At 61.8% G+C, this 23,934-nt stretch carries 18 protein-coding genes; 7 read left to right on the top strand and 11 right to left on the bottom strand.

The genetic code is table 11. The features are described from left to right. The first annotated feature begins 28 nt into the window (after positions 1–28). The 3 genes from DFO46_RS10400 to DFO46_RS10390 all read left to right on the top strand — a co-directional run bounded on the left by DFO46_RS10400 (position 29) and on the right by DFO46_RS10390 (position 4,492). Positions 29–2,221: an RNA degradosome polyphosphate kinase gene (locus DFO46_RS10400; RefSeq protein WP_110793461.1), complete on the top strand. Its 2,193-nt coding sequence runs from the start codon at positions 29–31 to the stop codon at positions 2,219–2,221. Positions 2,222–2,233: 12 nt separating this feature from the next. Continuing rightward, complete coding sequence (gene ppx / locus DFO46_RS10395; protein WP_120277219.1) at positions 2,234–3,754, top strand: exopolyphosphatase; 1,521 nt, start codon at positions 2,234–2,236, stop codon at positions 3,752–3,754. A 216-nt stretch (positions 3,755–3,970) separates the two neighbouring features. Next, the gene (locus DFO46_RS10390; protein WP_120277218.1) at positions 3,971–4,492 is read left to right on the top strand and encodes a ClbS/DfsB family four-helix bundle protein; all 522 of its coding nucleotides are present in this window, start codon (positions 3,971–3,973) and stop codon (positions 4,490–4,492) included. 189 nt (positions 4,493–4,681) lie between these two features. Here the strand turns inward: DFO46_RS10390 and DFO46_RS10385 are convergent, their stop codons facing one another. The 11 genes from DFO46_RS10385 to DFO46_RS10335 form a co-directional block, all read right to left on the bottom strand. Next, positions 4,682–6,040 carry an esterase-like activity of phytase family protein gene (locus DFO46_RS10385; RefSeq protein WP_120277217.1) on the bottom strand — a complete coding sequence of 453 codons (1,359 nt, stop codon included), beginning with the start codon at positions 6,038–6,040 and terminating at the stop codon, positions 4,682–4,684. Between the two features lie 68 nt (positions 6,041–6,108). Further along, positions 6,109–7,833, bottom strand: a complete 1,725-nt coding sequence (locus DFO46_RS10380; protein WP_120278208.1) for an aconitase family protein — start codon at positions 7,831–7,833, stop codon at positions 6,109–6,111. Beyond that, positions 7,833–8,843, bottom strand: coding sequence for a DUF2891 domain-containing protein (locus tag DFO46_RS10375; RefSeq protein WP_120277216.1), 1,011 nt, complete (start codon positions 8,841–8,843; stop codon positions 7,833–7,835). The genes DFO46_RS10380 and DFO46_RS10375 overlap by 1 nt, the downstream gene beginning before the upstream one ends. After that, positions 8,840–9,817, bottom strand: a complete 978-nt coding sequence (locus DFO46_RS10370; RefSeq protein WP_120277215.1) for a small ribosomal subunit Rsm22 family protein — start codon at positions 9,815–9,817, stop codon at positions 8,840–8,842. Before DFO46_RS10370 ends, DFO46_RS10375 begins: the two co-directional genes overlap by 4 nt. 9 nt (positions 9,818–9,826) lie before the next feature. Further along, a complete protein-coding gene (locus DFO46_RS10365) occupies positions 9,827–10,309 on the bottom strand; it encodes a GNAT family N-acetyltransferase (RefSeq protein ID WP_120277214.1) in 483 nt (160 codons plus the stop codon). A gap of 3 nt (positions 10,310–10,312) precedes the next feature. After that, positions 10,313–11,458 (bottom strand): ribonuclease D, encoded by a 1,146-nt coding sequence (gene rnd, locus DFO46_RS10360; RefSeq protein WP_120277213.1) that lies wholly within the window; start codon positions 11,456–11,458, stop codon positions 10,313–10,315. A gap of 117 nt (positions 11,459–11,575) precedes the next feature. Further along, positions 11,576–12,463 carry an MBL fold metallo-hydrolase gene (locus DFO46_RS10355; RefSeq protein ID WP_120277212.1) on the bottom strand — a complete coding sequence of 296 codons (888 nt, stop codon included), beginning with the start codon at positions 12,461–12,463 and terminating at the stop codon, positions 11,576–11,578. A 1-nt stretch (position 12,464) separates the two neighbouring features. Then, complete coding sequence (locus DFO46_RS10350; RefSeq protein WP_120277211.1) at positions 12,465–13,874, bottom strand: multicopper oxidase family protein; 1,410 nt, start codon at positions 13,872–13,874, stop codon at positions 12,465–12,467. Positions 13,875–13,972: 98 nt separating this feature from the next. Continuing rightward, positions 13,973–15,211: an MFS transporter gene (locus tag DFO46_RS10345; protein ID WP_110793450.1), complete on the bottom strand. Its 1,239-nt coding sequence runs from the start codon at positions 15,209–15,211 to the stop codon at positions 13,973–13,975. Between the two features lie 123 nt (positions 15,212–15,334). Beyond that, entirely contained in the window at positions 15,335–16,183 is an 849-nt protein-coding gene (locus DFO46_RS10340) for a hypothetical protein (protein WP_120277210.1), read from the bottom strand. A 3-nt stretch (positions 16,184–16,186) separates the two neighbouring features. After that, positions 16,187–16,618: an ABA4-like family protein gene (locus tag DFO46_RS10335; RefSeq protein ID WP_120277209.1), complete on the bottom strand. Its 432-nt coding sequence runs from the start codon at positions 16,616–16,618 to the stop codon at positions 16,187–16,189. Between the two features lie 104 nt (positions 16,619–16,722). Between DFO46_RS10335 and DFO46_RS10330 the strand changes: the two genes are divergently transcribed. The 4 genes from DFO46_RS10330 to DFO46_RS10315 all read left to right on the top strand — a co-directional run bounded on the left by DFO46_RS10330 (position 16,723) and on the right by DFO46_RS10315 (position 23,882). Continuing rightward, positions 16,723–17,325, top strand: coding sequence for a TetR/AcrR family transcriptional regulator (locus DFO46_RS10330; protein WP_120277208.1), 603 nt, complete (start codon positions 16,723–16,725; stop codon positions 17,323–17,325). Positions 17,326–17,674: 349 nt separating this feature from the next. Next, entirely contained in the window at positions 17,675–19,327 is a 1,653-nt protein-coding gene (locus DFO46_RS10325; RefSeq protein ID WP_120277207.1) for a DUF6119 family protein, read from the top strand. Between the two features lie 446 nt (positions 19,328–19,773). After that, positions 19,774–21,564: an aspartate--tRNA ligase gene (gene aspS, locus DFO46_RS10320; protein ID WP_120277206.1), complete on the top strand. Its 1,791-nt coding sequence runs from the start codon at positions 19,774–19,776 to the stop codon at positions 21,562–21,564. Between the two features lie 206 nt (positions 21,565–21,770). Continuing rightward, positions 21,771–23,882 (top strand): HAMP domain-containing methyl-accepting chemotaxis protein, encoded by a 2,112-nt coding sequence (locus DFO46_RS10315; RefSeq protein ID WP_120277205.1) that lies wholly within the window; start codon positions 21,771–21,773, stop codon positions 23,880–23,882. Positions 23,883–23,934 lie beyond the last annotated feature (52 nt).

Genomic DNA, 23,934 nt, shown 5'->3' with positions numbered 1-23,934 from the left:
GCCCAAGGGTCAATAGAGGGACGAAGACATGGACAGCGCGGTAAACGAGACGGTTGGGACAAACGGCGAGGATGCGGCCGCAGCGGAAGATATCCGAACCAGCCCGCTACGCTTCGTCAACCGCGAGTTTTCCTGGCTGCAGTTCAATCGCCGCGTCCTCGAGGAAACGTTGAACACCGCCCATCCGCTTCTCGAGCGGGTCCGCTTCCTGTCGATCTCTGCGGCCAACCTCGATGAGTTCTTCATGGTCCGCGTCGCCGGACTCGAAGGTCAGGTGCGCCAGGGCATCGTGGTGCGCAGCCCCGATGGCAAGACGCCGGCCGAGCAGCTGGACGACATCCTGAAGGAAATCGACAACCTGCAGATGGAGCAGCAGGCGTCGCTGGCCGTTCTGCAGCAGTATCTCGCCAATGAGGAGATCCTGATCGTCCGTCCGGCAGCCCTCTCCGACGACGACCGCCGCTGGCTGGAAAACACCTTCGAGGATTCGATCTTCCCGGTCCTGACGCCGCTGTCCATCGATCCGGCCCATCCGTTCCCCTTCATTCCCAATCTCGGCTTCTCCATGGGCCTGCAGCTCTGCTCCAGCCGGACCGGCGAGCCGATGACGGCGCTGCTGCGTCTGCCGCCGACGCTCGACCGCTTCATCCGCCTGCAGGATATCGGCCAGACCATCCGCTACATCACGCTGGAGGATGTCGTCGGCCTGTTCATCAACCGGCTTTATCCCGGTTACGAGGTCAAGGGCTTCGGCACATTCCGCATCATCCGAGACAGCGATATCGAAGTCGAAGAAGAGGCAGAAGATCTGGTCCGCTTCTTCGAGACGGCGCTCAAGCGCCGCCGTCGCGGCTCGGTCATCCGCATCGAGGTGGATTCCGAAATGCCGGTGGCGCTCCGCCAGTTCGTCGTTCACGAACTGAACGTCCCGGACAACCGCGTCGCCGTCCTGCCGGGCCTGCTCGCTCTCAATACCATCTCCGAGATTTGCAAGGCCCCGCGCGACGACCTGCGCTTCGAGCCCTACAATGCCCGTTTCCCCGAGCGTGTGCGCGAACATGCCGGCGACTGCCTGGCCGCGATCCGCGAAAAGGACATGATCGTCCACCACCCCTATGAAAGCTTCGACGTCGTCGTGCAGTTCCTGCTGCAGGCCGCGCGCGATCCTGATGTGCTGGCGATCAAGCAGACGCTCTACCGCACCTCGAACGACAGCCCGATCGTGCGCGCCCTGATCGATGCCGCCGAAGCCGGCAAGTCGGTAACGGCGCTTGTCGAACTGAAGGCCCGCTTCGACGAAGAGGCGAACATCCGCTGGGCCCGCGACCTGGAGCGCGCGGGCGTGCAGGTCGTCTTCGGCTTCATCGAACTCAAGACCCATGCCAAGATGTCGATGGTCGTACGTCGTGAAGACGGCAAGCTGCGCACTTACTGCCATCTGGGCACCGGCAACTACCATCCGGTGACGGCGAAGATCTACACGGACCTGTCCTTCTTCACCTGCAACCCGAAGATCGCCCACGACATGGCGAATGTCTTCAACTTCATCACCGGCTACGGCGAACCGGAAGAGGGCATGAAGCTCGCGGTCTCGCCCTACACGCTGCGCCCGCGCATCCTCAAGCACATCAACGAAGAGATCGAGCACGCCAAGGCCGGGCGCCCGGCGCAGATCTGGATGAAGATGAATTCGCTGGTCGACCCCGAGATCATCGATGCGCTCTATGCCGCAAGCCAGGCCGGTGTCGAGATCGACCTTGTCATCCGCGGCATCTGCTGCCTGCGCCCCCGTGTTGCCGGCCTCTCGGACAATATCCGGGTGAAGTCCATCGTCGGCCGTTTCCTTGAACACAGCCGCATCTTCTGCTTCGGCAACGGCCATCGCCTGCCGTCGGAAAAGGCGCTCGTCTATATCGGCTCGGCCGACATGATGCCGCGCAATCTCGACCGCCGCGTCGAAACGCTGGTGCCGCTGATCAACCCGACGGTGCATGAGCAGGTGCTGTCCCAGATCATGCTGGGCAACCTGATTGACAACCAGCAGAGCTACGAGATATTGGCCGACGGAACGTCACGCCGTATCGAGGTGCGACAGGGTGAGGAACCTTTCAACGCCCAGCACTATTTCATGACCAATCCCAGCCTGTCGGGCCGGGGCGAAGCCTTGAAATCGAGTGCACCGAAACTGATCGCCGGCCTGATTTCCGGCAGGAAACGCTAACACTGGTACCTCATGACAAGATCTGAAGCGCAGGGGCGTCTTCCCGGGATTGCCCCTGTCTCCGTCGTTGACATCGGCTCGAACTCGATCCGTCTGGTGATCTATGAGGGGCTGTCGCGCGCGCCGACGGTCTTGTTCAACGAGAAGGTTCTGTGCGGTCTCGGCAAGGGGGTCGCAACGACCGGTCGCATGGACGAGCAGGGCGTCGAGCGGGCGCTTGCGGCTCTCAGGCGCTTCCGGGCCTTGTCCGAACAGGCGCAGGCGACCCGGATGTATGTGCTGGCAACCGCCGCCGCCCGCGAGGCCTCGAACGGTCCTGATTTCATCGCCCGCGCCGAAGAGATCCTGGGCCACGAGATCGTCGTGCTGACAGGCGAGGAAGAGGCAAAATATTCGGCGCTCGGCATCATCAGCGGCTTCCATGACGCCGATGGCATCGCCGGAGACCTCGGCGGCGGCTCGCTGGAACTGATCGACATCAGCGGCAAGACCTTCGGCAAGGGCATCACCCTGCCACTCGGCGGTCTGCGTCTTTCGGAGGCCGTGGACGGATCGCTGCCCAAGGCGCGCGCCATGGCGAAAAAACTGATTTCAGGTGCCAATTTTCTGTCCAAGGGCATGGGCCGCACCTTCTATGCGGTCGGCGGCACATGGCGTAACATCGCCAAGCTGCACATGGAGATCCGCAAATATCCGCTGCACATGATGCAAGGTTATGAGCTGCCCTATGACGAGATCGCCTTCTTTCTCGACGAGATCATTTCCGGCGCCAACAGCCGCGATCCGGCCTGGGCTTCGATCTCCAAGAACCGCCGCAATCTGATCCCCTTCGGCGCAATTGCGCTGCGGGAAGTGATCGAGGTGATGAAGCCGCGCACCGTCTGCTTCTCCGCCCAGGGTGTGCGCGAAGGCTATCTGTATTCACTGCTGCTGGATGAAGAGCAGGCGCTCGACCCGCTCCTGGAAGCGGCCGACGAGCTGGCGATCCTGCGCGCCCGCTCGCCGGAACACGCCCGCGAACTTGCGGACTGGACCGGTCGCATGATGCCTTTCTTCGACATCGAGGAAACGGAAGAGGAAAGCCGCTACCGCCAGGCCGCCTGCCTGCTGGCCGACATCAGCTGGCGCGCCCATCCTGATTATCGCGGCCTGCAGGCCCTGAACGTGATTGCCCACTCCTCCTTCGTCGGCATCACCCATCCTGGCCGCGCCTTCATCGCGCTCACCAACTACTACCGCTTCGAAGGCCTGCATGACGATGGTCAGACCGGTCCCTTGGCGGCGATCGCCACGGAACGCCTTCTCGACAGGGCAAAGCTCGTCGGCGGCATGCTGCGCGTGGTCTATCTGTTTTCAGCCTCGATGCCCGGCATCGTCCACGACCTGACCTTCCGCCGCTCCGACAATCCCGAGCTCGATCTCGAATTCGTCGTGCCGAAGGCTTACGAGGTCTTTTCCGGCGAACGGCTGGATGGCCGCCTGACGCAGCTCGCCAAGCTCACCGGCAAGCGGCTGGCGTTTGTGTTTGAATAAGCAGAAACGCCAGGTGCCGCGGACAGAAGACCGAGCGGGCTCGAAGTAGCCATCGGCTTTGCCTCCGCATGGGTATCATGCCTCGTCTCCCTTGCCTGACATCTCAGCGTGCAACAATTTGTCCTCTCGCCTTTTGCGGGTTTGGTCTGTTTTGGTGGTTGAGAGTTGAAATGCAAATTGTCGCGTCGTTCGGCGAGGCGACGAAGGTAGAAGAGCGTGGCGGTTCCGCAAAACAAAGACGAGTTGTTGGCAGCAATCGAATCGAGCTTCGACAAACTTGATAAAGAGCTGCGCGGCGTTCCGGTTTCCTTGGTCCATGAACAAAGCCTGGAGGGTCACAGGAAGGGAACGCAGATGAGCGTTGCCAATCTTGCAGCATATCTGGTGGGGTGGAACGAGCTGGTTCTGAAATGGCTTGACCGGGACGCGGCAGGTCAGCCGGTCGATTTTCCAGAAACAGGATTCAAGTGGAACGAGTTGGGGCAGCTCGCTCAAAAATTCTACGAAGATTACGAGGGCATCCCATATCCGCAGGTTCTTGAGCGCTTGGCACAGGCGAAGGGGCGGATTGTTTCCGAGATCGACGCGCGCAGCAACGAGGAGCTCTATGGCAGTCCCTGGTATGAGAAGTGGCCGATGGGGCGTATGATCCAGTTCAACACCTCGTCACCTTACGAGAATGCGCGCGTTCGAGTGCGGACGTGGCTCAAGTCAAAGAGAGGGGCGCCCGGTGCTTGAGGCACACAAAGATCACCATGGTCCACGAAACACGTGGTCGTGTTCGAACTCTCGGTCTCCGTAATGGAGCGCCGCCACGCAAGAGGAAAGATATCTGCCGCAAACTCAGCCGATGAGGCTCAGTTGTGCGGCAGAACGTTATTGAATTACCGGGGACGGCTTTAGGCCGCACAATCCCCGGCGTCGCGCTTACTTCGCCGCGAGGAAATCGCCGACTTCCAGCAGGACGAACTCGCTGTCATCTGCCTTGTCCAGCGCACGGCCGGCCGAAAACGGCAGGTTGTTGTCGTTGCCGACGATGATATGGGTCGGATCGACCACATCGACATTCTCGATGGTGACGAAGGGCATGTCGTAGAAGCCTTCGCCGCCGCCCTGACGCTTCTTGTTGTCGGGGTCTTCGATCTTCATCAGATCGATATAGCCGATCTTGCGCACGGCCTTGCCGGCATTCTCTTCCGTCATCTCGATCTTGTAGATGCGCTTGTGCTTGGCCGGGACGGCAAAGCAATCGGCAGCCGGTGCCTTCGGATCAGCGCAGGCCTTGTCCGCCACACCCGCACCATTGTCGCGCTCGATGACGAGGGCCGTCGTTTCGTCGATCATGTTGAAATCGCCGATCGCTTCGCCACCTTCGGACAGGGGATAGAGCCAGGTCTTGCCGGTCCAGGCCTTGGAGGCGGCGTCGAGTTCGATGATGCGCAGGGCCGTGAGGCCATCGGCCTTTTCAACCGAGCCGTCTTCGAGATAAAGCGGGCCTTCGAGCAGGCCGTAGAGCTTCGTGCCGTCCTTCGACATGGCAAGGCCCTCATAGCCGCCGGAGCGCTTCAGGTTGAAGGCCGGCATCTTGGCGGCCGGGTTGGCCGGGACGGCGATGGTCGGATTGTCGGGCGACTTCACGTCGATCTCGCCGGCCTTTGTCGCGATGACGTCGGTCAGCACGCCCTCGGTCGAGAACTTCAGGATGTAGGGACCGAGTTCTTCGCCGACCCAGAAACCATCCGCCACCGGCTGGATGGATTCGACGTCGAAATCCGCCCCGGTCAGATAACGCTTGTCAGACCCTTCCATGGTGATCGGGAAGGGGGCCTTCTTGTCGGGATCGGTGAGAAACAGGGTCTTTTCGACCTTTACTGCGCCGGCATCCCAGTCGAAGGTCAGGTGATGCAGCATCAGCATGGCATCGGTGGAATTCGTCTTCGAACCGAAGCCGTTGTCCGACAGGCTCCAGAAGCTGCCGTCGGGCATGGCCTTGATGCCGGAAAAACCCTGCACGGGCTGGCCGTCGAAGGGAAGCGACAGGCCGGTCGGACGCACGCCATCCTTGCCGGGAACGGAGCCGATGGCCTCGGCGCGCTTGCGGTCGGCGGTCGAGAACTTGCCGGATGTCTTGAGATAGGCAGGCGCATCAGCCGGGGCGGCAATGATGGTGTTGGCCGGCAGGATCGCCTGGTTCACCAGCTTGGCGGGGAAGGCCTTCTCCTCGGCCGAAGCCTGGGAGACGAAGAGAATGAAGAGAGCAGCAGACGTCAGAAGAGCTTTGGTCATGGCGTCACCTTGTTGGAAGGGAGGAAACGCCAAAGTGCTAGAGAGGCTTCATGTCGCACCGATTGCGATCAGGTGAAGTTTCGGTGACGTAAGCACTTACCCACAGGCGCACCAAGCCATGCAGGCAAAACGCCGCGATCTTCACCCGTCACGGCGGCCTCCACGCAGGCGGCTAGACTGCCAAACCGCATGGTCCGCCCGGTGAGGCCCGGGCCGTAATGGGCATATTTGCCGGAATTGGTCATGATGACCTTGGCATCGACGGGAATGACAGGCTCGGTCACCATGCACCAGCAGGTATCATTGACGAGGGTGACGCCGAAGGCGGAAAGTTCCGCCACGACACCTGCCGCTTCCGCCTTCGCCATTTCGGCCCGCCCGCAGGTGACGACCAGGGGTACGTGCGGATGACGGGTCTTCCCTCGACAGAGCGTGGCAAGGGCTGCAAGCTCCGTCGCGGAGAAATGTGGATTGCCGAGCGAGACCAATTGCACGGAACCAGCCTCTGCGCCGTTCAGTTCGTGCCAGGCGCGAAGCAGGTCTTCGTCGGTGAGGGAGATGGTCGGAAGGTCGAGCCCCGCGAAGGTCTCGGCATCGGCGGCCTCCGGCGTCACACCTGAGATATGAAACATCGGCGCGGCAGATGTCGTGGCAAAGGCGGCCCCGAAGGCCTTCAGCGCATCCGTATCCGGGCGGTGCCCGGACACTCCCTCGACCAGCGGTATCTGATCGGGCGAAACGGTCCCAATGAGATATCCAAGCAACGGCCAGAGACTGTCGTCCACATCCTCAAGCGGTGGCACGGTGATACGGACCTGCGGCGAGCGCTCCTCCGGCAGATGACAGCCCGCCTTGGGGGCCCGGCCCGTCAGCGCGATCGCGATGTCGAGATAGTCAGGATATTTCATCGTCCGGGCGCCAAGCACGCTGTTGGCATAGACGACGGCATTCGATTCCGCCCAGACGATCTGTTCGTCCCGCGCGGGCCGGTCGTCGAGCAGATAGGGCGCGCAGGTGAAGGTGGCTTGTGCCCCCATCGCCACATAGGCATCGGCCACATCAGTTGCCGGGCGCCCGAGTGCCTCCGAGACACCCTGCGCCTGCCAGCGGCGATGATCGACCGAAATCGCATTGAGCGTCGTCGGCACCACGACGCGACCGCCGAGATCGCGCAGCTTCTCGGCAAAGGCGAGGCCGCCAGGACCGGTATAGATGCAGCCGTCGATATGGGCGCGCGTGATGTCGATCAGATCTTTGGCGCCTTCAAGCGCCGCCATCCGCAGCACGATCCGCATCGCAACGGCAGCCGCTTCGCCCCGCTCTCCACAGAGAATGGCCTGGTCCTGATCCGTGAGCGCGATGTCCGAACCGATGCCTGCAACGGCATTGCTGATCCGGATGCGCCTAGCTGTCTTCAATGTGGCAAACTTCTCCTTGCCGACCGCAATCACCGGAATGGACCGCCCGAACACCTCTTCGGCAACAATGACGCCGAGCGTGATGATCGCTTCGGGATGTTCGAGCACGATCGCCGCCGGACCGTGTCCGTTGAGGATCAGTTCGAGGATCACGCCGCTGCCGGTGCAGGAGCCACGGCTGGTGGGCAGCGCCAAGACGCGTCCCGTCAGCCGCTCGCCGCTCAGCGGGTGATGCCGGTCGATGATCTCGCCGGTCACAGCGTCCGCACCACCCCAGAAGCTGAGCGCCATATCGGTAAACAACACCTCGCCCTCGGCGGAGCCTGAGACAAGAACGCGGCCCGAGATGTCGATGGTGTCATGGAGGCTGATCATCATTCCGTTTCCGTAAGCGCCAGGACCGCGAAACTCGCCAGCCAGTGTTCACCCATATAGTCGCCAGCCACATGCGCGATCCCTGCTGTGAGATGCCGATGCACGGCATCGCGCATCACGGGTCGGCGCGGATCCGTGTCCGTCAGCGTGTTCGTCAGAGACGACCAGCACCAGCCGCGACTGATGTTCAAACCATCGAGATGGGCAATCTTGCCGTCAGAGCGATCGGACACAGAGGCGGGCGCAAAAAGGGTGCGCGGCTGGCCGGCTGCGATCTCAGGCAGGAAACCATCGAACCAATGGGCAAACTCGGTGGCGGGCAGGAGCCGGCGCATGCATTCCGCCTCTATCAGCGCTGGCGACAGGAAGTCGTCGCCCGAGGGCTCGCCCCAGGCGGGACAGGCAGTGTCGGGGCCGTACCAGCGTTGCGCCGTGGCACGCAGCATTTCGAAGAGGGCCTCGTCTCCGACAGTGTCGGCGAAGTCGGCAGCGAGCCTCAGCGCAAAGGCGGTGTTGTAGTGTGTGCCTGTGCGGACAGGATAGGTGGCGAGCGGCAGAAAATCCCGGAAACGCTGGACGATCCGCTCTGTCAGAGGCGACAACGCCTCGGCCCAGGCAGGATCTTCGTGGCCGTGCAATTCGGCGGCAAGCTTCAGCAACCAGCCCCAGCCATAGGGACGCTCGTAACCACGTGCCATCGGCCGATCGAAATAGGCGCATTCGCCGGCCATCTTCTCGGGCACCAGCATTGTGCTGAACAGTCCCCGGATCGCCTCTGCCTCCGGCATCTCCGGAAAAAGCCGGAGCAGGCGCGCCAGCATCCAGTAGCCATGCACGCAGGAATGCCAGTCATAGCTGCCGTAGAAGACCGGATGCAGCGCGGATGGCGTCTGCGCATCCTGAGGTCCTTCGAGCCCATGCAAGATATGATTGGGATATTCGCGAGTGACATGGCCGAGCGCGATCTTCGCGAGACGAGAGGCAAACTCGGATGTCAGCCGCGAAGTCATCCCTTATTCCCCAGTTCTAGCCGGTCGCCCCAGTCGGCCCGGCGGATTTCCTTGAAGGCGTCGCCATCGCGCTTGCTGAGCGTCACTTCGGCGGTCGTGCCATCGGTACGACAGAGCTTGACCCGCCCGACACCGCCATTGACGCGCGGGGGAGCCAGCACCCGGTCGCCACTGATCGCGACCGGTTCGCGAGAGGCGGCGATGAAGATGTATTTCTCGTCCTCCCACGGCACCTCGGCGCCTTTGGCGAGCCGATGCACACGCGAACGGGCCACGCGGCGTGAGAAGTGGCACCAGTCGGGCGCCACGATCGGACAGGTTTCAGAATGCATGCAGGGGGCGACGAGATGGGCGCCCGCACCCCGCAGCGTCTCGCGGGCGGCAAGGATGCGCTGCCATCCGGCCGGCGTGCCGGGCTCGATGATCACGAGCATGCCCGTGGTCAGCGACCAGAGTTTTTGCGTGACGCTGGCGATGGTGGTCGGCGGCAATTCGTCGAGTACATAGGCGAGCGTCACAAGATCCGCCGGGGCAAGTGTCGGGATCTTTGCTGTGACATCCCCCGCCTGCCAGCGGCTGGCGACCTGCGAACTGCGGGAAAGCTTTTCTCCGACACCACGAATGGCCCCGGATGCCTCGACCATTTCGGCGGCCTGAATCGTCGACCAGGTGTCGGCGGCCGCCCAAAGCGCGGTGCCCGGCCCACAGCCGAGATCGATCAGCGAGGTCGGCGCAAAATCCGGCGCGACCTCTTCGATCATCCCGAACGCTGCCCGCACGGCGGCGAAGGTGGCGGGCAGGCGGGTGGCAAGATAGGCCTTGGCGGCGAGCGCGTCGTCGATGTGGAAACGCCCGTCGCGCACCTCGCGGCGATAGCGATCGGAGAGGATGGCGCTGGCCTTGGCGAGTTTCTCCAGCGGCTCGCCAGAGAGCATCTGGTCGACGGCGGAGCGCAGGGCGGCGGGCAGTTCCATAAGGGCTCCTCAGCCGCGGCGCGATGCCCATTCCGGGCGGAGTAGGGAGAGATTGACGAGGTCGAAGCGGCTTCCGTCGGGGCGAAGGCCAGCTTCCCGCTCGATGCCTTCGTGCAGGAAACCAAACCGCGCGTAAAGCTTAGCAGCCTTGGTGTTTTCCTTGACGTGGTGCAGCCACAGCCGATGGGTAGCGGTCTCCTCGAATACGTGGCTGAGGACCAATGGCAGCAAGGCGCTTCCATACCCGCTCGACGTCTTCGTCACGATGAAGCGCCGAAGACAGAGATTGCCGTCACGGCTGCCGATGCCGTGCAGCAACGCCAGCCCCATCTCCGGATGGACGAGGTAGCGCCATGTCGGATCGGCGAGATGGGCGCGGTGTTCGTCTTCCTCGAAGCGTCCGACCGTTCGTTCATAACCCGGCAGACGCTCCGTCTCCATGATGAAGGCGATGTCGTCTTCCGTCGCACGGCGCAGGGTCGGCGCCGGCACGGCTCAGAACTCCACGGCTTCGACGCGCTTGTCGACGAAGCGCAGGCCGACGCCGCCGGAAATCAGCTTCAAAGCCAGATCGCCGAACAGTTCGCGGCGCCAGCCCTGCAGGGCGGCGACGTCTGCCTTTTCGCCTTCGGCCGCAATCTTTTCCAGATCGTCGCTGTTGGCGATCACCTTGGAGGCGACCCCGTGTTTTTCCGAAGTCAGGCGCAGCAGAACCTTGAGCAGTTCGACGGCCGATTGTGTGCCTTCTGGCGCATGCGTGTGGCGCTGCAGGTGCGGCATTTCAGACTTCGGCAGGGCGAGTGCGATGTTCACCTGTTCGATGATGGCTGCCCCCGAGGTCGAGCGCTCCCAGCCCTTGGGGATGGTCCGCAGCCGCCCGAGCGCTTCCACATCCTTCGGCTGCTGTTGGGCGATTTCGTAGATCGCATCGTCCTTCAGGACGCGCGAGCGCGGCACGTTGCGCGACCGCGCCTCGCGTTCGCGCCAGGCCGTTACATATTGCATAACGGCGAGTTCCGTCGGCTTGCGCAGCCGCATCTTCAGCCGCTGCCAGGCCTGGTCCGGATGCAGGTCATAGGTGTCGCGCGATTCGAGGATCGCCATTTCTTCGGTCAGCCATTCGGCGCGGCCTTCCGCTTCCAGCTGCCCCTTCAGCTTGAGATAGACATCACGCAGGTGAGTGACATCAGCCAGCGCGTAATCGAGCTGCTTTTCCGACAGCGGCCGCCGGCTCCAGTCGGTGAAGCGCGAGGTCTTGTCGATGTGGACGTTCTTCACCTTCTGCACGAGCTGGTCGTAGGAGACCGAATCGCCGAAGCCGCAGACCATCGCCGCGACCTGCGTGTCGAAGATCGGATGCGGGATCAGATTGCCGAGGTGGAAGATGATTTCGATGTCCTGGCGCGCGGCGTGAAAGACCTTCACGACGGCGGAATTGGCCATCAGTTCGAAGAAGGGGGCCAGGTCCAGGCCCTTGGCCATCGGGTCGACGATATATTCGTGATCCGGACTCGCCATCTGGATCAGGCAGAGTTCGGGCCAGAAGGTCGTTTCGCGGAGGAATTCCGTGTCGATCGTGATGAAATCGGATTGGGCAAGGAGACGGCAGGCCTCCTCGAGCGCGGCAGTGGTATCGATCATTTCGGCTCGGTCATGGAAAACTACAGGATCAACCTTAGTTTCCCTTCTGGACTTGGATGTCAATATGAACGGCCGGCAAAGGGCTGTGAACGGCCCGATTGCGCCCGTCGTCCAGCACTATTCGTCGACGGGCGCGCCGCGCAGCACCGCGATGTTCTGAAGATGGACCTCTTCATAGGGTGCGAAATAGAGCGCCGAACCATTGGCGAGTTCCGGTGCGAGGAAGGTTTCCAGGCTTTCGGCATCGAGCGCGGGATCGTCGATGCGCGCCGTCAGCCGCGTGAGATAGTCGCGGTTCGAGGTGATCAGCGACGGCGGATAGCCGCCGGCGGCGATCACCTCTTCTGCGCCGTGATTGGGCAGGATACGGCGGATCGGCAGCGTTGCCAGCCGGTCGAGTTCGACGATGTGGCGAGCCACATTATCCGGCTCTGAAATATAGGTAACGCTGTCTTCCAGCGTGTCGCCGGCAAACAGCAGGCCGAGCGAGGGCAGGAAAAGCACGGTGCCATCGGCGCTGTGGATATCGAACTGCATCAGCCGCACCTCGATCTCGCCGACATGCAAAACCGTCTCACCTTCGAAGGTTTCTGTCGGCATGACGACCGGATTGATCGGCGGGTTCTTGGCGGCAAGAACCTTGCGCTTGTCGATCAGCGTGTCTTTCGTCAGCCTGTTGGACAGGATCGGACAGTCGAGGAACCCGGCATTTCCGGCGACGTGATCGGTGTGCCAGTGGCTCATGACGACTTGAATGGCAGTCACGCCAAGCGATTTGAGATGCGCTCGGATCGCCGCTGCATGGTCGAAGGAGATATGTGTGTCATAGACCAGCGCCTGTGCGCCCGAGACGATCGCGAAGCTCGCCACGCCGAGGGTGTAGGCGCCGTCATCGAGCCAGTTCGGTTCCGGCGAATGCAGCCGTTTGCCCGCAATCCGCCCGTCGTAATAGGCGAAGATGCCAGGATAGGGCTCGTGGATGCGCATCGTCTCGGCAAGGCTCATGTCATGTCACTCTGAAATAGCCGGTCATGCCGGTCTTCTGATGTTCGATGATGTGGCAATGGAAGACCCAGTCCCCCGGATTGTCGGCCACGAGCGCAAGCTGGACCTTCTCATCCGGCAAGACGAGATAGGTGTCGGACACCTGCTGCTGAACCGCTTGCTTGCTCGAACTGATCGCCTTGAAATTCATGCCATGCAGATGGATGGGATGCGCATGCGGCGTGACATTCTCGACATTGAGGATGTAGCTCTGTCCAAGCTTCAGTTCCGCGATCGGCGCCGTCGGATCGGCCGTATCGCCAGGATAAGGAACCTTGTTGATCGCCCAGAAGGAGTAGCCGAGTGTTCCGCAAATGGAATCTTTTGCGGCATTCTCCGCTGTGGCGCTCAGCAAAAGCGGGATCGGCGTGGCATTCGCCAGATCGGCCTCGACGCCGGCGTTTTCGGAAAGCGGCCCGAGATCGCCGAGATTGCGCTTCAGCGACGCACCGACCGCGCGGAACTGCGCAATCACTTTCGGCGTCGAGGGACGGATGTCTGCCAGCGAGACCATGGCACCTTCGCTGTCGGGCACCCGGAGCGCGAGGTCGAGCCGCTGGCCGGGCGAGACGACCGCCATATCGAGGGCCGCGCGGACCGGCACCGGATGGCCGTCGATCGCGATGATCATGGCGTCCGCCCCGTCGAGCCGCAGATTGTAGATGCGGGTCACATCCGAGGCGAGGATGCGAAGCCGCACCAGTCCGCCGGCCGGCACGTCATAAACAGGCTCCGGCTGCCAGTTGGCCGTGCGCACGGTGCCGAAGGTGCCGGTCTTCGCCGCATCGCGCGGCTTGAACTGCGCGATGAACTGGCTGTCGCTGCCGAGCCGGAAGTCGCGCAGGTTGAGTGCCACTTCGCCATCAAAGACAGGGTCACGATCATCTTCGACAACCAGCATGCCGGTCAGGCCGCGGCCCATCTGGGTCAGCGTGTTGCAATGCGGATGATACCAATAGGTACCGGCATCGGGCGGCGTGAAGGCGTAGTCGAAGCTATCGCCGGTGTAGACGTAGGGCTGGGTGACGAACGGCACGCCGTCCTGAGCGTTTGGAATGCGCAGGCCGTGCCAGTGGATGGTGGTCGGTTCATCGAGCCGATTGGTCAGCCGCGCCGCAAACGGCTTTCCCCGCTGCATGCGCAGGACTGGCGGCGCGGGATCCGGTAACTGTGCGCCGGCAAGGCCGTAGCTCATGACATTGCGCGTCGACGTCTTTCCGTCGAGGACTGCCTCGATCACATGCGCCTCGATCTCGGCGGGTGAGGGGGCGGCGAGTGCCTGCGACAGGCGCGGCAGGACGGCAACACCGGCGCCATAGGCACCGGCGACGGCTGCGGATTTGAGAAGGGTGCGGCGGGACAGGTGAAACACGCGAAGGGCTCCGTTGGATAACCCGTTTTAAAGTTGACGATTGAATTCAGCAATAGCGCCGCCCCAACCATCCTGTCGCAGGCAGGCTCTGTCCTCGCTCAGCCGCCATCCTTTTCCGAAGGGGGTGTCGCAAGCTTGCTGAAGAAGGTCGAGGTGCGCAGCAGGCTGCGGAACCGCATGCGCCGCCGCTCCGTCGGGACCGCGCCGCGCGCAAAGATGCGGGCAACCGTATAGGCGACGAAGAAGGTCAGCACGACGATCATGTAGGCGAAGAGCGCATGCGGCCCGAAAACATCGATGAGGAAGGAGGCGAAGAGCGGACCGATAACCGCGCCGACCGACCAGAAGAACAGTGTTCCGGCTGAAATCAGCGCATGCTGGCCGGGTGCCGCGTGGTCGTTGGCATGGGCCGAACACAGCGAATAGAGCGGCATGGCGAAGGCGCCGAAGGCGAAGATGCCGATGAAGTTGGCGAGCTCTCCGTTGCCGGCGAAAAAGGCGAGATAGGTGCAGGCGAGCAGTGCCCCGATGCCGGAGACGAGAATGATGACGCGGCGGTCGAGTTTGTCGGAATAGTGCCCAAGCGGATATTGCAGCACGATGCCGGCAAAGATGCCGACGCTCATGAAGGTGGCGATCGAGGTCACCGACATGCCGATGCCGTCGGCATAGATCGGTCCGAGCGAACGGAAGCTGGAATTGGTGAGCCCGATCACGATGCAGCCGACGGTCGCGAGCGGCGAAACCGACCACAGCACCTTGATGTCGAACTTCACATCTTCAGGCGGGGCGGGGCTCGATCGGTCGGCAAAGGAAATCGGCACGAGCGAGAGCGTCAGCGCCATGGAGATGATGGCGAAGAGATCGAAACCGCTGACGCCAAAAAGGGGGATGAGATACTGCGCCGCCGTCACCGATCCGAGGTCGACGAAACGGTAGACGGACAGTGTCCGGGCGCGGGTGGCATTGGTGACGCGGGCATTCAGCCAGCTTTCCACCACGGCGAACAGCCCTGCAAAACAGATGCCCTGCACAAGGCGCATCAGGAACCACGAGATGGGATCGATGACGAGGACCATCATGATCGAGGCGGCCGAGGCGATCGCCGCGAGCGCCGAGAAGGCGCGGATATGGCCAATGGCCCGCATGACCTTGGTCACGTAGACGCAGCCGATCACGAAGCCGATGAAATAGCCGGTGCCGACCATGCCGACCACCGAGGCGCTGAAGCCTTCTTCGATGCCGCGCAGCGAGATGAAGGTTCCCTGCAGCCCGTTGCCGCCGATCAGGATGCCGGCGGTCGCGAGAAGAGGAATGAGGGGGCGGATATCATGCATGGGTGGCCTGCAGGCCGCGACGGAGGGGGCGAGTCGGTGTCGTGGCAGGGCAGAATTACTAGACCCGTTTTGCCGATGGCGACAGGTCAAAAAGTGGGACCGTCGCCACCGACAGGATTTTTGTCAGAGGAAGGGCTGTCCCAACACGGCCTGTGCGAAGGTGGCGACGACCACGGCGAGCGAGACGAAGGCGCCGATGAGGATGCCGGCCCGGGCAAGGCGTGGCGCGAGGCGATCGAGCAGCAGGCCGAGGATCGGCAGCGCCTGCATGATATGGGTGGCGAAGAAATGCGGCACGCGCAGATCGCCGCCGGTCCGTGACCAGCCGAACAGCGGCAGGCCGCCAAGATCGGTCCTCACACCGCCCACCCAGTGGCCGGGGCCGCCGATCTCGCCACTTCCGAGCGCAAACGCGGTGAAAAGCGTGGCCATGCTGCCGAGCACCAGCCCCCAGCCACCACCGAGGCGCAAGCCCTGTGGGGCATCGGCGCGGGGCCGCAGCAAGATAACAAAGCCGATCGCCAGGCTCGACAGCACCAGCAGCGCCGCTCCGACGCCCATCACGCTATAGGCAATCGCTTCCACAGGCGTGTCCGAGTTGAAGTGCGAGGCCCGTCCACGGGCGGCTTGCAGCGTGATGTAGAGGATTTCGCCGGTGGCCGTGATCACGGCGATAAGGCAGGCCAGCCACACAGCTCGGCCCGCCCGTGTCCGCGCTTCGATCACCGGCAGGAGCAGGAGAATGGTGGCAAGCATCATCAACAGCGACGCCTGAAATTTGATCGGCTTGATCCACACGCTGACGTCGTTCAGCAGGCGGTCGTCGATCCCGAGCGCGATGAGGCTCGGGATGGCGAGCGCCGCCTGCAGCCCCATGCCGACGACCAGCAGTCGCCGGGCCCTTTGCTCGGTTGCCAAGGGGCCCTCTTGTGCCGGGGCTGAAACGAAACGGTCATCGAAGAACAGGGTCATCGGTCAGGCCTTTCTGATCGCGAACGTGGTTTCGGTCGCGCGGGTGACAAGGAAGATCAGGAGGCCAAGCGGCCCGAACATGAAAGTCGCGGCCAGCATGGGCACCTGCAGCAACCGGTCATAGCCGCGCTTGTCGGCCTCCATGGCAATCCAGGTGCCGATGAAGAGATCAAAGGCCAGGTAGTGGATCCAGCCCGCAACAAGCACCGGGTCGCTCACGAAGAGCGCGCGCACCTCGGCGATCGAGCCGAAACCTCCGCCCTCGACGCGGAAGAAGGAGACGAAGATCAACACGGCATAGGTGAGCGACAGCGCCCCGATCAGCCCCAGGCGCAAGCCCTGGATGACGAGAGGGCGGCGCGGGGCAAGCATCAGCACCAGCCATCCCAGCATGGCCGCAGAGCTTGCGAGCGAAAAAACCTGCGCGTAATCCATCTCATCCTCTTGATCTTGGCAATGACAAGATAGAGATGTCGGATTAACCTGTCACTGTCAAGATGGCTTTGACAGAGACCCGCAGGCGGGGTTAGACAGGGGGCATGGCACGGCAAAAATCCTATCACCACGGCGACCTGCGCCAGGCATTGATCGACACGGGGCTGACGATGCTGGAGGAGGCGGGCCTGGAGGGCCTGACGCTCCGCAAGCTCGCCGCCCGCGTCGGCGTCTCCCATGCCGCCCCCGAACATCACTTTCCGACCCTGAAGCACCTGATGACCGCCTTTGCCGTCGAGGGCTTCAGGCTGTTTGCCGCCTCGATGCGCAGCGCCATGGCGACGGCACCGGATGACCCGGCCGAACAACTGCGCGCGGCGTCCCGCGGCTATCTCGCCTTTGCGACCAGCCGCCCGCATCTCTTCCGCCTGATGTTCACGGCCAACCGCCTCGACTGGGACGACCCGGCCCTCGGGCCCCCGGCAAGCGCGGCCCACGCAGTGCTCGAGGAAATTTCGGCTCCGGTGGCAAAACGCATGAAACTCGACACGCCGGAGGGCAGGGCGGCCGTCGAACAGCTCGTCTGGTCCCAGATCCACGGCCACGCCCATCTGATGATCGACGGCAAGCTGCAGCAGGAGGGGGGCACGGGGTGTGAGCCGTTTGTGGCGCCGCTGGATTTGGCACGTGTGCTTTTGCCGGAGTGAGGGGGGGCACAAGCGGTCATTTCCGGAAAGCTGTAGCAAAACGGAAAACGGGGCTGAAGCGGCGCTGACCCCCTAGCTTCTAGTACCAACAAAAGGCCTACGTATTACCGCCAGGCCGCTGCGTAAGCGTATTCTTCCTCTGCACGCCATGGCGCCCATCGGTGTCGCCGTTCAGTGGGGCGAACAAATCGAGCGGGCTGGCTCTACAACCGCTAACATCCTGATGCCGTATGAGAAGCATAGATAGCTGACACCTGCGGTAGTTTTCGCTTGGTTGACAATCGCACAGGTTTATATCTGAATGCAACATATAGGGGAGACGCGTTCTTAAATAACTCTGGGGGCGGGTATGACGAAGAGTCGATCATTCTCAATTTACCTTCTTAAGGTAGGTTACAGCGCAGCCAATGCGCTGCGCGACGATCACATCCTAGATGACACCGTCGGCGCTCAGGGCTTGCCCGAGGGCGCAACGCTATTTGTGCTCGACAGCGAACCACGACCGCCTTGGTGGAGGTCCTATTTCGGTGTCGAAAAGAACCTAACGCAGGTAACCAAGGGTGCCCTCGTTTTCCTGCCGATCAGTGGGCGATGTTTTGCGCTCTCTTTCGGTCATGTTGCCCACAGCCTGATCGACACCAGCTATGAGTATGATTTTGGTTTGCGGGTAACGCTGAATAGTCTCGATCCGCAAAAGCTCAAGAGTACCGACACACTCGATCCCGGAGCTACCAAACGCCGGAGGACCCAGATTCCCATCGAGTCCGAACTAACATTGTTCGATTTCGACCGCGACAGCACTATTTTGCGTAGTCTAACTGGCAAGGTCCGGGACAAGCACAAGGAATTGTTCAGACACGCTACAGGGAGCAGCAATTTACGCATTAGCACCGACATTGATTCTAAAGGCTTGCTGGGTCTATGCGAGCAACTGCTCGGTCTTTATCAGAGTGACCAGTATAAGACAGCATTCCCAGAAATTCAAAACATCGTGCCGGTCAGTGACCCAGCGCAGATCGAAATGCTGAACCGGCAACTTCTCGAAGCGTTCCATGCGCGCAATCCCGATCTCAACATCACAGTCCCCGAGATCGTAAACTACAATGACAATCTTTTCGTTACCTTTTCTGGCGCCGGACGCAGACTAATTTACGACGACGTATATATCGGTCGGTACTATGAATATCTCGATGAGCACGAAATTTATATACTAGTCATGAAAATTGAGGACTTGCGCCGCCACGCGCTTGTTCTGACTGACGAGGACGGTAACGCCCGACACCGCTACAGTTTGTTTAAGAGCCTCGTCTTCGATACTAGATTGGAAGGCGAGAAAGGCGAAACTTTTCATCTTTCTGAGGGGCATTGGTATCGGATAGACGACGATTACATCGTGCGTCTTGCCGCCTATCTTGACCCACTATGCGTTGACAGCGACCTGCCGCCTTACGAGCATTCGAGCGAAGGCGAATACAATGAAGCTGCTGCTGTCGGTAATCCGGAGATCGTCTGCCTTGACAGGAAGAATATAAGCCCCGACGGACAAAGAGCAGTGGAGCCGTGTGATCTACTGGCAATTCGCGATGGCGAAGCCGCATTCTACCATGTGAAGGTCTCAACCCTTTCGACGCAGTTGAGCCACCTGTTCAATCAAGGCGTAAACGCTATCGAATTAATACGGTTGGAATCGCAGGCGGTCGACAAACTGGAGACACTCATCCGGGAGGCGCTTCCCAGCGCCAATGCGGACACCCTAATCGCGTTGATTCAGGATCGGAGTTACCGCATAATATTCGGTATCGTCACGCGCAAGGACCCAACGGCGAAGTCGCTTAACCTGCCGTTGTTCTCCCGCATCAGTCTTATGCGGAGCATGAAATCCTTGAGGCTTATGGATGTTCAGGCAAACGTGATCTTTATCGCAGACCACGTTGCTGTTGCTGAAGGCCGAAAGAAAAAGCGGAAAAACAGAGAACCCACCCCCGAGCCTCAGACGGCCTAGGCCGAAGAGCAGTCGCGCTCCCGGCAATAAGAGTGAATATCGTGTTCACTGAGGTATGCCGCATAGAGCGTCGAGAGGTTGGGTGCCAAGTATAGGGCGCTTCTTTTGCTGTAAATGGTGGTGTTCGGCGTCGTAAAACAGAGCAGTTTGGGGAGAGCCTGTGCGGATCTGAATGACCGCAATTGAACGCTAAATCCTCCTAACTCCTGGCACGGCAATGTCCGCTTCGGGTTTCTCCCGTCTTTACGCTGCGACCGCCTCCAATCCGCCGACACTCTGCCGTTGGACTAGACCCTGTACCTAACCTGAGAAACAGCCTCGGCTCTGTGAACTGCCACCAGCCTTGACAAATCAGCCACACCATGCGCTTTTCCGCCCGATTTTCTATCGGTCGCGCGCCTCCCATGAGGGCGCCCTTACGACCGTCACATTCGGGAAACTTGACCATGCATCCTTACCGCAGCCACACCTGTGCCGCCCTTCGCAAGTCCGATGTCGGGCAGACTGTCCGTCTTTCCGGCTGGGTTCACCGTGTCCGCGACCATGGCGGCGTGCTCTTCATCGACCTGCGCGACCACTACGGCATCACCCAGGTCGTCGCCGACCCGGATAGCCCGGCCTTCAAGCTGGCCGAAACCGTGCGTGGCGAATGGGTCATCCGCATCGATGGCCTCGTCAAGGCCCGTTCGGAAGAGACCACCAACAAGGCCATGGCAACCGGCGAGATCGAGCTTTACGCCCAGGAAATCGAGGTTCTCTCGGCCGCCAAGGAACTGCCGCTGCCGGTCTTCGGCGAGCCTGACTATCCGGAAGACGTGCGCCTGAAATACCGCTTCCTCGATCTGCGCCGCGACACGCTGCACAAGAACATCGTCAAGCGCACCCAGATCATCTCTGCGATGCGCAATGGCATGGCCGCTGCCGGTTTTGCCGAATATTCGACCCCGATCCTGACAGCCTCTTCGCCCGAAGGTGCGCGCGACTTCCTGGTGCCGAGCCGTATCCACGAAGGCAAGTTCTTCGCGCTGCCCCAGGCGCCGCAGCAGTACAAGCAGCTTTTGATGGTCGCGGGCTTCGACCGTTATTTCCAGATCGCGCCCTGCTTCCGCGACGAAGACCCGCGCGCCGACCGTCTGCCGGGCGAATTCTACCAGCTCGACGTCGAGATGAGCTTCGTCACCCAGGAAGATGTCTGGGGCACGATGGAGCCGATGATGACCTCGGTCTTCGAGCAGTTCGCCGAAGGCAAGCCCGTGACCAAGCAGTGGCCACGCATTCCCTATGATGTCGCGATCCGCAAATATGGTTCCGACAAGCCGGACCTGCGCAACCCGATCGAGATGCAGGCCGTCACCGATCATTTCCGCGATTCCGGCTTCAAGGTCTTCGCCGGCATGATCGCGTCGAACCCGAAGGTCGAGATCTGGGCGATCCCGGCTAAAACAGGTGGTTCGCGCGCTTTCTGTGACCGCATGAACGCCTGGGCGCAAGGCCAGGGCCAGCCGGGCCTCGGCTATATCTTCTGGAAGGAAGAGGACGGCAAGATCGCCGGCTCCGGCCCGCTTGCCAAGAATATCGGCGAGGAGCGCACGGAAGCGATCCGCACCCAGCTCGGCCTCGAAGCGGGCGACGCCGCCTTCTTCGTCGCTGGTGACCCGGCAAAATTCTACAAGTTTGCCGGCGAAGCCCGCACCCGCGCCGGCGAGGAGTTGAACCTCGTCGATCGCGACCGTTTCGAAATGTGCTGGATCGTCGACTTCCCCTTCTACGAATGGAGCGAGGAAGAAAAGAAGATCGACTTCGCCCACAACCCCTTCTCGATGCCGCAGGGTGGTCTGGAAGCGCTCGAAAGCCAGGACCCGCTCTCGCTCAAGGCCTATCAGTATGACGCCGTCTGCAACGGCTTCGAAATCGCCTCGGGTTCGATCCGCAACCAGTCGCCGGAACTGATGGTCAAGGCCTTCGAAAAGGTCGGTCTGTCCCAGGCGGATGTCGAAGAACGCTTCGGCGGCATGTACCGCGCCTTCCAGTATGGCGCGCCTCCGCATGGCGGCTGTGCTTTCGGCATCGACCGTGTGGTCATGCTGCTCGTCGGTGCAAAGAATCTGCGCGAGATCACTCTCTTCCCGATGAACCAGCAGGCCCAGGATCTTCTGATGAATGCGCCGTCGCCGGCCACCCCGCAGCAGCTCCGGGAACTTGCGCTGCGCGTCGTGCCGCAGCCCAAGAAGGACTGAGTGCGTTCATCCGAAAATGCTTTAAAATCAAGGCGCTGCGGCAACGCGGCGCCTTTTTGTTGTGGCTTTCCGGTCGCGTTCACACGGCATTTCGCAGCTTGCGGACAGCCGAGGGCTGATTTCATTGTAGTGTCATATAACTTTTAGCTTCTGTTAAGATTCCGCCGCCCATCAAGATCGCACCTGCGTGTTTTGAGGGGTTTTCAATGTATCTCATTCAACGATTGCATATTGCGCACCGCGTCTTCGTATTGGGGCTCCTGGCTTTGACGGGAATGGTCGTCATGGGATGCCTCTATGTCGGCCAGATGCGGGCTGATCAGGTTTTCCGCAACAACGAGGCGCAGTACCGGGACCTGCGCCGTGCGATCGACGACGTCGATGTCGAGATCCAGCATGCGGCGATCTCCGTCGAGCGGTTCCTCGCATCGCCGTCCGACGAAAATGCCAGGTCCTTCCGGATGGCGATCGGTGCCGCATCCGATGGACTGCAGGCGATCGACCCGTCTCTGGCGAACGGTGCCCTGCAGGGCCATGACGCGCTCGCGGGACGTATAGCGACTTATTCCGCAGCGTTCGACGCGATGTTCGCGGCGAGCCAGGAGCTTGGTTTTACGCCGGACCAGGGGCTCAGAGGCGCCATGCAGTCTGCGGTCGACAAGGTGGAGAAACTCACCCTCGACGTCGAAAATGCCGACCTGAAGGTCAGCATGCTCACGCTGCGCAAATACGAGAAGGATTACATGCTGTGGGGCGACCCGGCGGTGCTGGAGGCGTTCCGGACTGAGCTTCCGACATTCAAGGCGAGCCTGAAAAAGCTCTATCCGCCGGGGGCGGCGCGCATGAAGGTCGCCGAGGCGCTGGACATGTATGTCGCCGCCTTCCGTCTCTTCGCCGAGGGAAATCTGCAGGATGTGAAAGCACGCGGGCAGCTCGCCGCTGCGTCCGGCGAAGTCGATGCCGGTTTGCGCCAGATGACGATGCAGGTGAACGGAGCCCTGGAGGCGGCGCAGGCCGACATGGAGCGGGTTCGGACAGGCAACGAACAATTGGCGATCGCAGTCGCGGCGATCGTGGCAACGGGTATCCTCTTGACCGTCTGGCTCGTGGGCCGCTCGATCAGTCGTCCCATTTCGGCGATCACCGCGGCCATGCGCCGTCTGGCAGAGGGCGATACGGAGCATTCCATTGCCCATCTGGATCAGCCGAACGAGATCGGCTCCATGGTTCAGGCCATGGAAGTTTTTCGCCAGTCGGCAGTCGACCGTCTCCGTCTTGAAGCCGAGGCTGAAGCAAGCCGCTCAGCCGCCGCGGCCGAGCGCAGCCGCTTGCAGCAGCAGGCAGAAGACCAGGCGCGTGAGCGTCTGGAACAGGCAACGGCAGGCCTGGCAGAGGGTCTGCGGCGCCTGGCCGATGGTGATCTGACCGTGTCACTGGATGCCGCCTTTGCGGTCGAGTTCGAGGGGCTGCGGGAAGATCTCAACCTGACCGTGGCAGGCCTGCGTGACCTGATGAGCGGGATCGACGCGGTCAGCCGTGCCATCGACCAGGGCAGCCGCGACATCAATGCCGAGGCGGTCGAACTGGCCGAGCGCAGCACGGCCCAGGCGGCGTCGCTGGAGGAATCGGCTGCCGCACTCGACCAGATCGCGCAGAATGTCCGGCATTCGGCCGAGCTGAGCCTTGAGGCCCGAACCGCAGTCCGTTCCGTCAACGACCGGATGGCGAAGACCGGCGAACTCGTGGCAAAGGCTGTCGAAGCCATGGCGCGCATCGAACTCTCGTCCACCAGCATTGCCAGCATCATCGGCGTGATCGACGAGATTGCCTTCCAGACCAACCTCCTGGCGCTGAACGCCGGCGTCGAGGCGGCCCGCGCGGGAGAAGCGGGCAAGGGCTTCGCCGTCGTTGCCCACGAGGTGCGCGAATTGGCGCAGCGTTCAGCCAATGCCGCCAAGGAAATCAAGGGCCTCATCAAAAGCTCCGGTGACGAAGTGGCGGGCGGCGCCCGCTTTGTCCGCGAGACGGGTGCAGCCCTCGGAGACATCGACCGGGAGGTTCAGACCATCCGGCAGCACATGGAGGCCATCGCCTCTGCCGCCAGCGAGCAGCGGGCAGCCATTGGCAGCGTCAATGACGCCGTGGCGTCCATGGATCGCGTCACCCAGCAGAATGCCGCGCTTGTCGACCGGAACCAGATCGCGGTCGCCGGTCTGGAAGACCAGGCCTCGCGCCTGCGCGGGCTGGTTGGCATGTTCCATCTGGGGGATGCGAATGGTTCGGTGGGTGAGGGCGGGTATCGCGACCGCGCCGCCTGATAATGGCGTTAAGGCAATGCAGAATTGAAAAGGCCGCCCGGAGGCGGCCTTT

The sequence above is a fragment of the Rhizobium sp. AG855 genome (genome assembly GCF_003610655.1).
Lineage (GTDB): Bacteria > Pseudomonadota > Alphaproteobacteria > Rhizobiales > Rhizobiaceae > Allorhizobium > Allorhizobium wuzhouense.
The sequence above is the reverse complement of the archived record's forward strand: the minus strand, read 5'-3'. Positions and strand labels throughout refer to the sequence as shown.

Coding starts and splice junctions, on each gene's coding strand:
- DFO46_RS10400 (WP_110793461.1), top strand. CDS start 29: ATGGACAGCGCGGTAAACGAGACGGTTGGGACAAACGGCGAGGATGCG.
- ppx (WP_120277219.1), top strand. CDS start 2,234: ATGACAAGATCTGAAGCGCAGGGGCGTCTTCCCGGGATTGCCCCTGTC.
- DFO46_RS10385 (WP_120277217.1), bottom strand. CDS start 6,040: ATGACCAAAGCTCTTCTGACGTCTGCTGCTCTCTTCATTCTCTTCGTC.
- DFO46_RS10380 (WP_120278208.1), bottom strand. CDS start 7,833: ATGATCAGCCTCCATGACACCATCGACATCTCGGGCCGCGTTCTTGTC.
- DFO46_RS10375 (WP_120277216.1), bottom strand. CDS start 8,843: ATGACTTCGCGGCTGACATCCGAGTTTGCCTCTCGTCTCGCGAAGATC.
- DFO46_RS10370 (WP_120277215.1), bottom strand. CDS start 9,817: ATGGAACTGCCCGCCGCCCTGCGCTCCGCCGTCGACCAGATGCTCTCT.
- rnd (WP_120277213.1), bottom strand. CDS start 11,458: ATGATCGATACCACTGCCGCGCTCGAGGAGGCCTGCCGTCTCCTTGCC.
- DFO46_RS10355 (WP_120277212.1), bottom strand. CDS start 12,463: ATGAGCCTTGCCGAGACGATGCGCATCCACGAGCCCTATCCTGGCATC.
- DFO46_RS10345 (WP_110793450.1), bottom strand. CDS start 15,211: ATGCATGATATCCGCCCCCTCATTCCTCTTCTCGCGACCGCCGGCATC.
- DFO46_RS10340 (WP_120277210.1), bottom strand. CDS start 16,183: ATGACCCTGTTCTTCGATGACCGTTTCGTTTCAGCCCCGGCACAAGAG.
- DFO46_RS10335 (WP_120277209.1), bottom strand. CDS start 16,618: ATGGATTACGCGCAGGTTTTTTCGCTCGCAAGCTCTGCGGCCATGCTG.
- DFO46_RS10330 (WP_120277208.1), top strand. CDS start 16,723: ATGGCACGGCAAAAATCCTATCACCACGGCGACCTGCGCCAGGCATTG.
- DFO46_RS10325 (WP_120277207.1), top strand. CDS start 17,675: ATGACGAAGAGTCGATCATTCTCAATTTACCTTCTTAAGGTAGGTTAC.
- aspS (WP_120277206.1), top strand. CDS start 19,774: ATGCATCCTTACCGCAGCCACACCTGTGCCGCCCTTCGCAAGTCCGAT.
- DFO46_RS10315 (WP_120277205.1), top strand. CDS start 21,771: ATGTATCTCATTCAACGATTGCATATTGCGCACCGCGTCTTCGTATTG.